Raw genomic sequence first — 12,577 nt, forward strand, 5'->3', positions numbered from 1 at the left:
ACCCCGGTGTTGGGGCTCCTGTAGGGTGGATAAGCGTCAAGCGCATCCACGCCGGGCGCATCCGCCGGCCGCGGTTGGTGTAATACGCCGGAGGCTATTACACCCTACGATTTTTCCGAGTCCCCAGTCCCCAGTCCCCAGTCCCCAGTCCCCAGTCCCCAGTCCCCAGTCCCCAGTCCCCAGTCCCCAGTCCCGAGCTTCCTACCGGTTGCGGAAGCGATCCACGAACACGGCCAGAATGATCACCGCCCCGGTAATCAGCCGCTTGCCGGGCGGGGATACATCCATCTGCGCCAGGCCATTGTCCAGCACGGCGATAATCAGCACGCCGATAAAGGCTCCCAGGATGGAGCCGCGCCCGCCCATCAGGCTGGTGCCGCCGATCACCGCGGCGGCGATGGCACTCAGTTCCCAGCCGGTGGCGGCACCCGGGTTCGACGACCCCAGGTAGGCGGCATCCATCAGCCCACCGAGTCCGGCGAGGGTGCCGGAGATTACCAGCACCGCGAGAATATAGGGCCTGGTGCGGATGCCGGAAATGCGCGCGGCCTCCTCGTTGGTGCCTATGGCGATAATCCGGCGGCCAAAGACGGTGCGTGTCAGCACAAACTGGGCGATGGCCACCAGCGACAGGGCGATCAGGAAGGCGGGCGACAGGCCGAGACCCGGGATGGGGTAAGAGAGCTCGAGGATGCCGGGCCCCAGGAACAGGGTTTTCGAACCGGTGGAAATCTCCGCGAGCCCGCGCGCCACTTCGAGCATGCCGAGGGTCACGATAAAAATCGGCAGGCGCAGGTAGCTGCCGAGAAGACCGTTCACCAGGCCGGCGCAGGCGCCGGCGCAGATGCCGAGCAGCGCCGCGACCGCGAGCGGCAGGCCCAGTACCGTGGAGGCGAGACCGATAACCCCGGCGCTCAGGCCCACCACGGACCCGACCGACAGGTCGATACCGCCGCAGATCAGTACCAGCGTCATGCCGATGGTGATCACCGTCAGCGTCGGCAGCCTGGCGAGTATCGCGTTCAGCGTCGGCATGGAGAAGAAGTTGTCGGTCGCCATGCCGAAAAAAGCCACCAGCAACAGCAGCGACAGGAAAATAAAATAGGATTCAAAAAATTGCTTTACGGTCCTGGATGTCAATATCACTCCGATACTTCTATCGGGAAAGGCAGCATTCTGGTCAGGTGTTGTCATTGCGGGTGTACTCACTAAAGGCGGCCTTGAGAATGGCGTCGGTGGACCAGTCGCCGCGGCGGAAACGCGCAACCGGTTTGCGTTTCGACAGCACCAGGATGCTGTCGCAGAGCGCGTTCAGTTCCTCCAGCTCGCTGGAGACGACGATGATCCCGGCACCCCCGTCGCGCAGTGCGCGCAGGCGGGCGTGAATGGCGAGCTTGGAGCCCAGGTCCACGCCGCGGGTGGGCTCGTCGAGCAGCAGCACCCGGGCGTCGCAGTGCAGCCAGCGCGCCAACAGCAGCTTCTGCTGGTTGCCGCCGCTCAGGTTTTCGATATGTTGATGGGGACCGTCGCAGCGCACGGCGAGATCCCTGATCAGGGCTTGGGTGCAGGCCTTTTCCCGCCGCGGCAACAGCCGCCCGAGCCAGGCGGAAATCCTGTCCAGGCCGGCAATGGTGCTGTTGAAGCCCAGCGACTGGGCCGCGAAGATGCCCTGGGTCTTGCGGTCCTCGGCGATCAGGCCCATGCCGCACCGGGCCGCCCGGTGCGCGCTGCGGATTGCGGTGCGCCTGTCGCCGTTCACCAGCTCCACCTTGCCGCCGCGCCTGTCGGCGAGGCCGTAGATGGCCTCCAGCAGTTCCGAGCGGCCGGCGCCGGCGAGGCCGGCGATACCGAGGATTTCGCCGCGGTGACAGCAGAGGTCGATGGGATGCGGCAGCTCTGCGCTGTGCAGGCCGCTGACCTCGAGGCAGGGCGGCCCCAGCTGGCGCCCCGCGTCCCCGGCGCGATCGCGGAGGGATTCGCCGGACATGGCCCGGATCAGGTCGCCCACATCCAGTTCCGAGCTGTCCCGGCAGCACTGGATCTCGCCGTCGCGCAGCACCGCGACCCTATCGCAGACATCCAGCACATCGTCGAGCCGGTGTGACACATAGATGACCGAGAGGCCGGCGCGGCTGCGCGCGCGGATAATCTCGTGCAGCCGCTCAGCCTGGGGACCGGTGAGCGCCGCGGTGGGTTCATCGAGAATCAGCACACCGGCGTCGGTGCAGGCGGAGAGCGCCTTGGCCAGCTCCACCAGCTGCCGCTGCGCCAGGCTAAGTTCCGACAACAGGGCCTGTGGCGAAACCTGTTCCGCCCCCACCAGTTGCAGCAGCTCCGCGGCGCACCGGTGCAGCTCCCCGCGGCGGATGCACCCGGCGCTGGCGGGCAGTGCCTTCAGGCAGATATTCTCGGCCACGCTCAGGTTTTCGATCAGGCTCAGTTCCTGCGCCGCCAGGGAGATTCCGCGCTGCATGGCATCGCGGATATTTTTCGGCCCGTAGGCCTCGCCGTCGATTTCCAGCAGGCCCAGATCGGGCCGGTGCAGACCATACAGAATATTGATCAGGGTGGATTTGCCGGCGCCGTTCTCGCCCACCAGGCCGAGGATTTCGCCCTCGGCGAGCTGCAGGTCGACCCCCCTGAGCACCGGAGTGGCGAAGGATTTGTGCAGTCCCCGAATATTAACCCGCAACTTTTTTCCAGCCATCAACCGCGGATATCCTCGATGGTGATCAGGTCCACCGGCGTCTCGCGGTCGATGTCGGCCTCGCCGCCACCCTGCAGTGCCTGCAGCGCAAACTCGATACCGAAGACCGCGAATTTATCGCCGTACTGGTCGGCGGTTGCCTTGACCCGCTCGTCCCTGATCAGCGCGTGAATCGCAGAAATATTGTCGAAGCCGGCGATATCGATCCTGTGATCCAGGTCTGCCAGCTTGATCGCCGCCGCCGCACCCAGGGCCATATTGTCGTTGGCGGCGAGAATCACCTTCAGGTTCGGGTGCCGGGTGATTATGGCCGAGGTCAGGTCCGCCGCCCTGGTGGCCTCCCAGTGGGCGCTCTGCACCGACACCAGCTTCATGTTTTTCTCGGCGATGGCGGCCTGGAAACCCTCGCGACGCAGTATCGAGTTCACTGCGGTGGGCACCCCCTCGAGAATCGCCACCTCGCTGCCCTCGGGGTAATCGCCCAGTACATAGTCGGCGACCATCCTGGCCCCCTTGCGGTTGTCCGGGCCGATAAACGGAATTTTCAGGTCGAACTGCTCGAGCACTTCCGGTTCCAGGCGATTGTCGATATTCACCACCACGACGCCCGCGCGCCGGGCCTTGGCCAGCGCCGGCACCAGCGCCTTGGAATCCGCCGGCGCAATCACTATGGCATCGACCCCCATGGCCACCATCTGCTCCACCAGCGCCACCTGCTGGGCCAGGTCCGTCTCGTTCTTGATGCCGTTGACGATCAGTTCGTAGCGGTCGCCGTGCTCGGCTTGGTGCCGCCTGGCGCCGTCCGCCATATTCACGAAGAACTCGTTGGCCAGGGATTTCATCACAAGGGCGATACGGGCCTTTTCGGGGGCGGCGTCGGCGGATCCAGGGGATTCCCCGGCGGGCTTGCCACAGGCGGAACAGAGCAGGATCAGCGCCAGGACAGCAGAAAGGATGCGCACTAGTCTCATTATCGGGCCTCCATTTTTCGTTGTTATCAAATTGCCTCCAAAGCCACCGCTGTTGAGTTAAGACTCAAGTTTCGGAGTTCACAGGTGTTGCCAGGCCGGAAGGGAAGAGCCTTCGAGCGGCCCTGCTGCCGGTGGCCACCTGGCAAAAAACCTCATCGGTAAATATTTGCCAGGTGGCCACCGGCAGCAGGGCCTCGCACTGTGCCGCCCGCAGTCTTCCTGCCCTCGATGTGAACTCCGAAACTTGAGTTAAGAGCTGGCACCCTGTGGGAGCCAGCCCTGCTGGCGAAAACGGCGCTGCCAGTAGCACCATTTTTATCCCCTGCAAGGCAGGCTCCTACGATACAGCTGCTTAGCTCAGCAGCATTGCCTCTAAATTGCGACTTCATCCGCGGCCCGCTCCGCCAGAAAAATCTCGAGCTCCCCTACGAAGGGCGCGGCATCCTGGGCGAAGGGTTTGCGCACGGACATGGCCGCGGCGGCCGAGGCGCACTGCACTGCGCGTTTCACCGAACTTGCGTCCAAGGGCAGCGGCGACTGCACCAGGCCGGCGGCCAGTGCGCCGTTGAAGACGTCGCCGGCACCGGTGGTGTCCACGGCCTCTACCACGAAGGGCGGCGAGTGAAAGAAATAGTCTCCCCAGGCGACACTGCAGCCGCGGGACCCGCGGGTGATCACCACATTGCGCGCGCCCAGTTGGCGCAGCCGGTCGGTGGCCCTGCGCACATTGTCTTCACTGTCCGGGCAGATACCGGTGAGCAGTTCCGTCTCGCTCTCGTTCGGCGTTACCAGGTCCGCCAGCGGCAACAGCGCCAGCGCCTCCGGCGTCGCCGGAGCCGGATTGAAAATACCCAGGGCACCGCGCGCGCGAGCGTATTCCAGGGTCGCGCGCACCGTGTCCAGCGGGACTTCTATCTGCACCACCACGGCGCCGATATTCGAAAGCGCCGCACAGGATTCCGCCAGGTGTTGCGGGGTGAGTTCGGCGTTGGCCCCGGCGGCGACGGCGATCATGTTTTCCGCCCGGTCGTTGACCAGGATGGCCGCGGTTCCGGTGGTGGCTTTCGCCGACCGGCGCACGCCGGCGGCGCCGACCGAATTTGCGGCCAGGTAGTCCAGCGCGGAGGCACCGAACTGGTCGTCGCCGACACAGGCGATCATCTCGACGGCTGCGCCGGCGCGCGCCGCCGCTACCGCCTGGTTCAGGCCCTTGCCGCCGAGCTTGAGCGCGGCGCTGCGGCCCATCACCGTTTCATTGGCCACCGGGAAATCGCGCACGCCCAGGGTGACATCGCAGTTGATACTGCCCACCACCAGAATATTTCGGCTCACTGTGGGCTCCTCAGCGGGATGCGATTGCATCCGCGCACCAGAATGAAACAAGAGTCGGGGGGCATTGTCATCTTCTGCACCGCCATAAAAACCTGTCCACGTGGTCAGCATCTAAAAAGGCTATTTCATATTGCCGGCGGATTCAACAGAAATATCCCGGCAGCTTGACCACAAAGTGGATACGGGATTTAATCCTCCCCGCCTGAAAGAAATAATTACCTTGAAAAACAGGGTCTTACGCAGTCTTTCTACATTGAAGGCCCATAACTGCTCGCCCCCTCGGGACCCGGAATACCTGGGGGCCGCCCAGGCCTCGGCTTAGTGCCACGGGAGCGAGTAGTTACGAAAGCCCTTTGAAGGCCGCGAGGGCATGCCAGCCCCTGACACCGGAATCGACAGGAAACTCCAGCATGACCGACAACCTGGTGATAATTGACCACCCGCTGATTCAACACAAACTGACCATCATGCGCGACAGGGATACGGCATCGAGCAAGTTCCGCCTGCTGTTAAAGGAAATCAGCCTGCTGATGGGATACGAGGCGACGCGGGACCTGCCTCTCAGCAGCAAGAATATCGAGACCCCCCTGGAGGAGATGGACGCTCCGACGCTGTCCGGCAAGAAGCTCTGCCTCTTTTCCATTCTGCGGGCGGGCGACGGCCTGCTGTCCGGACTGCTGGAACTGGTACCCTCCGCCCGGGTGGGCCACATCGGCATCTACCGGGACAGCGAGACGCTGGAGGCGGTGGAGTATTTCTTCAAGGCGCCCAAGCAGCTCAGCGACCGCCTCTGCCTGGTGGTGGACCCGATGCTGGCCACGGGGCATTCCGCCTGTGCCGCCATTCACAAGATCAAGCGTCACGGAGCCAGCAATATCCGCTTCATTTGCCTTTTGGCGTCCCCCGAGGGACTGGCCACCCTGGCCAGAGAGCACCCGGACGTCACTGTTTACGCAGCGGCCCTGGATCGGGAGCTGAACAGCAAGGGCTATATACTCCCGGGTATTGGCGATGCCGGAGACCGCTTGTACGGCACCGGAAAATAGCCTCTTCTGTCACCGGAAGGCCGCTTGTGAGAGAATGGTGCGCAACCATTCCCACAATGCCCCTTGATATTTATGCCCAGTAAAAACAAGCCCACCACGACACGGAAGTCGGGCATCCGCGAAGCCAATACCCGCCAGATCATCGCCGCAGCAGAAGCACTCTTTTCCGAAAAGGGCTTTAACGGCACCTCCACCCAGGAAATCGCCGACAAGGCCGGCCTGCCCAAGGCCAATGTGCACTATTACTTCAAGACCAAGGAAGACCTCTACACGGTGGTGCTGCGGGATGTCCTCGAGGGCTGGATGCAGGACGCGGAGATCTTCAGCCGCTCCTCGGATCCCGAGGAGGTACTGCGCACCTATATCCGCGCAAAAATGGAGCATTCCTTCACCCGCCCCAAGGGTTCCAAGATGTGGGCCATGGAGATTATCCAGGGCGGACCGGTGATGGGTAAGGAGATCCGCAAGGCACTCCTGACCTGGGACGACACGGTACTGCAGAGGATCCAGTCCTGGATCGACGAGGGCCGCATCCAGGCGGTCAGCCCGCAGAGCCTGCTCAATATGATCTGGGCCACGACCCAATACTACGCCGATTACGACTATCAGATCCGGATATTGAACGGCAACCGGCGCCTGTCGAAAGAGCAGCGGGAGCAGGCCATTGAGGATTTGAGCCGGTTGATTTTGCACGGGGTATTGAAGTAGCTGGCCCGTGCGGATTCGAGGCACGAACAGAATGCCGAAGCAGATGCGAAGGCGCTGATGGCGGCGAGCGGGCCGCGGCGCTCACGGGGATTCCGCAAACAGGCTCAGCTGTTCCAGAAAAGCGCTTTTTTCCGCGGCGGGCAGGAAACTGGCCTCGAAGCCGTTGTGCAGCAGCTGCAGGGCCCGGGTGCGATTCAAATCCAGCGCCCGCTGCAGGGCGATAAAGTTGTCGTTCATGTAGCCACCGAAATAGGTGGGATCGTCGGAATTGACCGTGACCACCAGACCCTGCTCCAGCAGCTGCAGGATATTGTGTTGCTGCATATCGGAAAACACACACAAACGCACATTGGAGAGCGGGCAGACCGTGAGGGGAACAGCGCGCTCGCGCAGCAGTTCCACCAGCGCCTCGTCCTCCAGGCAGCGCACGCCGTGGTCGATGCGCTCCACCTGCAGGTCCTCCAGCGCGGAACGGATATAGGCCGGCGGCCCCTCTTCGCCGGCGTGGGCGGTGAGGCGGTAGCCGCGCTCGCGGGCGCGGCGGTAGAGTTCGGCGAATTTCTGCGGTGGGTTGCCCTGTTCGCCGCTGGCCAGGCCGATGGCGACGAAGTCCCCGCGGTAGGGCTCCGCCAGCTCCAGCACCTCCAGCGCCTCCGCCTCGGGGAGATGGCGCAGGAAGCTCAGGATCAGCAGCGCGGACTGGCCCCAGCGGCTGTGCGCCTCCTCCAGCGCGCGCTTGAAGCCGGCCATAAATACCGCGAATCCGATGCCGCTGGGGAGATAGGTCTGCGGCTCGATCATGATTTCGGTATGGACGATATTGTTTTCCCGGCAGCGCTGCAGGTAGTCCATCATCAGGTGGTAGAAATCCTCCTCGTCGCGCAGCACCGAGGCGCCCAGGTAGTAGAGGTCGAGGAAGCTCTGCAGGTTTTCAAAGCGGTAGGCGGCCTCCACTTCTTCCAGCGTTTTGTAAGGCAGCTGCACCCGGTTTTTCTCCGCCAATTGCAGCAGGCGGCCGGCTTCCAGGGTGCCGTCCAGATGCAGGTGGAGTTCGGCTTTGGGGGCGGCTTTCAGCCAGTCTTCGAAATTCTGTTGTTCGCTCATCATCCTTCCTCTTATGGATTCGGGGTTTGGCGGCTCCACGGCCTCCAGCCGATGGCCATGGCGTCCACCGCGGCGCAGTATTATGACGGGCACGTCGCCGCTCCTTTGCCCACCCTACAGCTTCACTCGGTGCCGGGAACAGTGTCCTTGTAATCTTCCCAGTTGCCCAGCAGTTCGTCGATTACCACCGAGCCGACGCGGTAGGCAGATTCCAGCGAGGCCTGCAGGCCCGGGTAGCCCTCGTTGTCCCTGAGCAGGTTTTCCGCCGCGGTCATTCCCGGGGGCGGCGTGGTGTAGTTGCTGGCGGTGCGCAGCACCATCAGGCGGTTCACGTCCGCGCGGCCGGTCTTGCTCAGCCACAGCAGTGACTGGTAGGTGCCCGTATCCTCCATCGCCGAGGACACAAACTGGCCCTGGCCGTCGGTCCAGTAGTCCACCCAGCGGTTGGCCCAGTCGTTCATCAGGTTGCCGTGCCAGTAGGTCATGGCCGCCAGGTTGTCCCCCTTCAGTACAAACGGCTTGCCCTGCGCCTTGGGCGTGTCGGTGTAGAGGGTGCGCACCGGCTCCATGCCCGGGAAATCCTGCAGTTCCAGGTCTCTGGTGAGGTGGTAGGCCCAGTCACTCAGGGATTTGTTCAGTGCGAACACCTCGCCGCTGGGCTGCGGGCGCCTGTCGAAGGGACCCTTGCTGTCGCGGGCGAAATAGCCGTTGGGCCAGTCTGCGGGCGCTTCCCGCGGGTCGATTTCGTGGGCCAGATCACCGTCCACCACATAGTCGGCCCAGGCGGCGGAGCCGATGGAGGCGTCGGCGGGGTCGAAGCCGGAGATGCCCGCCACCAGCCAATAGGCCTTGCTCAGATCGAAGCGCGGGTCCATGCCCAGGGCCATCACCGAGGCGGCGGACTTGGCGGTGCCTATGCCGGTGACCAGGCCGAGGATCTGCGACTCGGCGTTGTAGTGCAGGTCGTGGTGACCGTGGAAAGGAATCACCCGATCCAGTTCGCGGCGCTCCTTCCACAGCTGGAATTCCCCGGCGGTATCTCCGCTGTCTTCGCCGATCTCGAACATGGTGACCACTACCACCCTGACCGGCAGTGGGGTTTCTTTTTTGACCGCGACTTCGCGCTCGGCATTGCAGGCGAGCAGGCCGAGCGCTACAAATGTCATAGCAATTTTCTTCAGCATGGTCATTTTCCCGTTTTGTAATAAAGCCCAGCGGTTTCCAGGCGACGGCAGGCATCTATGGCACTGTCGCGCTCGCGCACGGCGGCGGAGGTCTGTGCGAACCGACCTACTCCAGTGCGCAGAGCTGGTAGTGCGCACAAATAAAGCCCCGCGGCCCGGGTATTTCCGCCCGCGCCCAGAAATTTTCCCGCTGCGCACGCTGCACAAAGCGCCGGCTGCGGCGCTCGAAGGTCTCGAGCAGGGACTGCCGCGTCTCTTCGTCGGCGAAGCTGTAGGCCAGGGAGTTGCGGCCGAGCAGCTGCAGCTCGCTCCAGGACAGGTTGAACTCCTTCACCGCGACGAAGTATTCGTCGGTCATGGTGGAATCCCACATGCCGCGGTCGTCGGTGGACAGGGCCACGGGTACACCGGTGCGCAGGTATTCCGGGAAGGGATGCTCGCCGTAGTCGCTCACATAGTCCAGCAGCAGGTTGCTGATCAGGTTGATCTCCACCAGGTAGGGGCCGCGACGCATAGCCAGCAGGGTGTCCGGGTCGTCGATCAGGTTGATACCGTGGCCGATGCGCTCCGCCCCCAGCAGCAGCGTGTCGCGCACATGGCGGTTGGGCTCGTCCACCTCGCCGGCGTGAATCGACAGCCTCACCCCCGGGTACTGGCGGCGCAGCTTGCGCAGTGTGGGCAGGAAGCGCAGCGGGTAGCCCTTGTCGTTGTCCTCACGGCCCACCATGTTCACCGCCACCCAGAGGTCGCGATTGTTGTACACGAAGCGGTACAGGCTGCCGAGAATTTCCTCCGCCTGCGGGTGGAAACGCAGCAGCGAGCTCTGGAAGCGCACCGCCACCCCCGTTTGCCGCGCATCCGCGCGCGCAATGCGCTCGCGGTAGATGGCCGCCACCTCGTCGGGGCCGAGGGCGCTGCCGTCCGCGCGCTGGAAGCCGTGCACACTGACCTGGGGCTCAAAGTAAAGCAGTCCCTCGGCGCCGAAGTGTTTCATATTCAGGTAGATCAGCTCGGCGATGATATGGGGATTCCTGGCCAGGTCATTGAGGCGCTGCCAGTGGGTCTGGAAGAATTCGTCGCGCCCCTCGTGGGGTTTATCCAGGCGGATGCTGTTCTGCCACGCCAGCCGCTCTTCGCGGTCCAGCTCTGCCAGCGGCTTGTACTCGCGCTTTTCACACTCGCTGAGCTTGTCGTAACCGGCGGCGAGAATATTCCGGAACAGCAGCAGGTAGGGCTGCGCCGAGAACGCATCGGTGCCGTAGCCGCGGCAGTTTTCGATACGCACCTTGGTGTAATAGAGGTAGCCCCGCTCCTCCTGTTGCAACGCCAGCCGGTACCACCACTCGGGGAAGCCGGCACCGGACAGGTGGTTGTGCAGGTCCCCGCCCTTGGGCATGGCATAGAGGAAGCGATACAGTTCCGCGTCGCTGGCCTCCTGTTTAAAGTCCTCGAACCAGGAATCCTGCGCCGCGGCCGCACCGGAAAGCAGCAGCGGCAGCAGGGCTCGCCGCAAGAATTTTCCCAAGTTCAACATCTCTCCCCTCCCCGGAAAAATGGATAGCCAAATCCGCCGCAAGCGGCGTGCCACGTGCACCCGCAAATCTATTCGGTTGGTCATCTTTTTGCATTATTCTACCAACAGCCACAAAGGTGCAAACGGAGCCTTCTTGTGGGTGTCCCCCGGCCGCGCGATAGGATCGGCTTCGGCGCCATTTCAGGGGTTCACCCCTTTCGGGAATGCCGATATATTCCTGCAGGAGCGGCCCATGGCCGCGATCGATGTGCGACTGCGCCTCATTGCACCTGTCAAAATTCCCCAGGTGATATGCTTTCGCGCCCGGCCAACAGTTGCCGCACCGCAGTGAAATCCACAACACCGCTATTTACGTAAGTGGGCTTATCCAGCAGCGGGGGATAACCGTCGCCGCCCGCCGCCAGGAAACTGTTGGTGGCCAGCCGGTAGATCCGGTCGGGATCGAGGGGGCGCTTGTCATCGCCGATGGTAAGACTGCCATCGGCCGTCAGGGATAGGCCGCTAAACTGAATTCCGCGTTCATTGCGGGGCAACAATGCTATCGCCTCCAGGTACTGGCGCAGCTCCCTGCCGTTGAGATCCACATAGCCCACGGTATTGGCAAAGGGCATCACCTGCATCAGCGATTTGACGGTGACGTCACCTTTATACAGGTTGTCGCGAATGCCACCGCTGTTGGTGATGGCGATATCGGCCCGGGCAAACTGCCTGAACGCCTGGGTAATCAGGCTGCCCAGTGGACTGACGTTGGGAAATTCGCGCTTGTCACGGCGGTCGAAGGTCTGCTCGGCGCGGGTAATGACCTGGCGCAGAGCTGCACCGCCCTTGTCCTGGAATTCCTGCAGGAAGGCCTGCAGGTCTTCATCGGGCTTGATCCGGGGCTGCACGAACTCCTGTTTATCGCTTTGTGGCGTTTTCAGGTTGACGGGGATCAGGCGGTAGTCGATCAGCTGAACGGAGTCCTTGCCGACGATAAAATCCGCCCGCCCGACGTATTTGCCCCATTCATGCGCCTGCATTATCCAGGTGTTGTTTTCGAAGTCGGGCTTGCAGGGGGCACCCGGCTGGTAATCCGCAACCAGTTCGCCCCGGGCATCGGTGCACACCGGCTGCTGGGAGTGGCCGCCCACGATGATGTCGATACCGTCCACCGCCCTGGCGAGGGCGACGTCGGTTCCGACCGAGTCCATGTCGTGGCCCATATGGGTAAGCGCAATGACCAGGTCGGCCTCTTGTTGCAATTTTGGCAGCAGCCGTCCCATCTCCTTTTCCGGCAGGACAAAGCGGAAACCTCTGATATTTTCCGGGTTGCCGATTTTTTCGGTGGACTGGGTGATCAGGCCAACAACCGCAATACGCATGCCACCCTTTTCGAAAACCTTGTAGGGCTTGAACGGCCGCTTGCCATCGTTGCCGTAAATATTTGCGGAAAGAAAATCGAATGTGGACCAACCCTGCTGTTTCCTGATGACCTCAATAGGGTTGTCAAACTCGTGATTGCCGACCGCCATGGCGTCGTAGCCCATGCGGCTCATGCCCTTGAAGTCGGGCTCGGCATCCTGCATATCGGATTCCGGCACACCGGTGTTCACATCGCCACCGGAGAGCAGCAATGTGTAGCCGCCTTCGGCCGCGACTTCCGCGCGGACCTGGTCCACCAGCGCCTTGCGCGCGGCCATGCCGTACTCGCCGTGCCGGTTGTGCCAGAAGCGGCCGTGGTTGTCGTTGGTGTGCAGCAGGGTCAGGCGGATGGCTTGATTGTCCTGCGCTGAAAGTGCTTCGTGCGCAAAACCAAACCACAGCAACACCGTTGCCAGGAGTGTTGTGCAAAGAAATTTTCCCTGTCGATTTTGTTTCTGTATGGCCATGGTTGCTCCGGCATGTTTTTTTTCTGGCACGGGCCTGGGGCCCGTTTGCGGGGCTGGAGCCTTCAGCGCCATAAACAGCTCCGTGGTCCGTGGGGGTATTCAGGTAAAAAAAGCCGGCGCTAA

General features: G+C 62.7%; 10 protein-coding genes. 2 read left to right on the plus strand and 8 right to left on the minus strand.

Going from position 1 to position 12,577, the window contains the following annotated elements; all coding sequences use genetic code 11:
* Positions 1–201: 201 nt before the first annotated feature.
* From AC6R19_RS01045 to AC6R19_RS01060, 4 genes are all read right to left on the minus strand, one after another.
* On the minus strand, positions 202–1,140 hold the full coding sequence (locus AC6R19_RS01045) for an ABC transporter permease (protein WP_500577621.1): 939 nt from the start codon (positions 1,138–1,140) through the stop codon (positions 202–204).
* 40 nt (positions 1,141–1,180) lie between these two features.
* Positions 1,181–2,692 carry a sugar ABC transporter ATP-binding protein gene (locus tag AC6R19_RS01050; RefSeq protein WP_500577622.1) on the minus strand — a complete coding sequence of 504 codons (1,512 nt, stop codon included), beginning with the start codon at positions 2,690–2,692 and terminating at the stop codon, positions 1,181–1,183.
* 14 nt (positions 2,693–2,706) lie between these two features.
* The gene (locus tag AC6R19_RS01055; RefSeq protein WP_500577623.1) at positions 2,707–3,678 is read right to left on the minus strand and encodes a sugar ABC transporter substrate-binding protein; all 972 of its coding nucleotides are present in this window, start codon (positions 3,676–3,678) and stop codon (positions 2,707–2,709) included.
* A 372-nt stretch (positions 3,679–4,050) separates the two neighbouring features.
* Positions 4,051–5,010: a ribokinase gene (locus tag AC6R19_RS01060; protein WP_500577624.1), complete on the minus strand. Its 960-nt coding sequence runs from the start codon at positions 5,008–5,010 to the stop codon at positions 4,051–4,053.
* A gap of 410 nt (positions 5,011–5,420) precedes the next feature.
* Here AC6R19_RS01060 and upp point away from each other — a divergent pair, with 410 nt between their 5' ends.
* Positions 5,421–6,056: a uracil phosphoribosyltransferase gene (gene upp, locus AC6R19_RS01065; RefSeq protein ID WP_500577625.1), complete on the plus strand. Its 636-nt coding sequence runs from the start codon at positions 5,421–5,423 to the stop codon at positions 6,054–6,056.
* Positions 6,057–6,128: 72 nt separating this feature from the next.
* On the plus strand, positions 6,129–6,764 hold the full coding sequence (locus tag AC6R19_RS01070; protein ID WP_500577626.1) for a TetR/AcrR family transcriptional regulator: 636 nt from the start codon (positions 6,129–6,131) through the stop codon (positions 6,762–6,764).
* Positions 6,765–6,845: 81 nt separating this feature from the next.
* Here the strand turns inward: AC6R19_RS01070 and AC6R19_RS01075 are convergent, their stop codons facing one another.
* The 4 genes from AC6R19_RS01075 to ushA form a co-directional block, all read right to left on the minus strand.
* Positions 6,846–7,868, minus strand: coding sequence for an adenosine deaminase (locus tag AC6R19_RS01075; protein WP_500577627.1), 1,023 nt, complete (start codon positions 7,866–7,868; stop codon positions 6,846–6,848).
* Between the two features lie 122 nt (positions 7,869–7,990).
* Positions 7,991–9,034, minus strand: a complete 1,044-nt coding sequence (locus tag AC6R19_RS01080; protein WP_500577628.1) for a purine nucleoside permease — start codon at positions 9,032–9,034, stop codon at positions 7,991–7,993.
* Positions 9,035–9,158: 124 nt separating this feature from the next.
* The gene (locus AC6R19_RS01085) at positions 9,159–10,586 is read right to left on the minus strand and encodes an adenosine deaminase family protein (protein WP_500577629.1); all 1,428 of its coding nucleotides are present in this window, start codon (positions 10,584–10,586) and stop codon (positions 9,159–9,161) included.
* 272 nt (positions 10,587–10,858) lie between these two features.
* Entirely contained in the window at positions 10,859–12,391 is a 1,533-nt protein-coding gene (ushA, locus tag AC6R19_RS01090) for a bifunctional UDP-sugar hydrolase/5'-nucleotidase UshA (RefSeq protein ID WP_500577630.1), read from the minus strand.
* Positions 12,392–12,577 lie beyond the last annotated feature (186 nt).

It is taken from the genome of Microbulbifer sp. SE14 (genome assembly GCF_059834885.1).

Excerpts from the sequence above, each read along its gene's own strand:
- AC6R19_RS01055 (WP_500577623.1), bottom strand. The coding sequence starts at position 3,678 with ATGAGACTAGTGCGCATCCTTTCTGCTGTCCTGGCGCTGATCCTGCTC.
- upp (WP_500577625.1), top strand. The coding sequence starts at position 5,421 with ATGACCGACAACCTGGTGATAATTGACCACCCGCTGATTCAACACAAA.
- AC6R19_RS01070 (WP_500577626.1), top strand. The coding sequence starts at position 6,129 with ATGCCCAGTAAAAACAAGCCCACCACGACACGGAAGTCGGGCATCCGC.
- AC6R19_RS01075 (WP_500577627.1), bottom strand. The coding sequence starts at position 7,868 with ATGAGCGAACAACAGAATTTCGAAGACTGGCTGAAAGCCGCCCCCAAA.
- AC6R19_RS01080 (WP_500577628.1), bottom strand. The coding sequence starts at position 9,034 with ATGACATTTGTAGCGCTCGGCCTGCTCGCCTGCAATGCCGAGCGCGAA.
- AC6R19_RS01085 (WP_500577629.1), bottom strand. The coding sequence starts at position 10,586 with ATGTTGAACTTGGGAAAATTCTTGCGGCGAGCCCTGCTGCCGCTGCTG.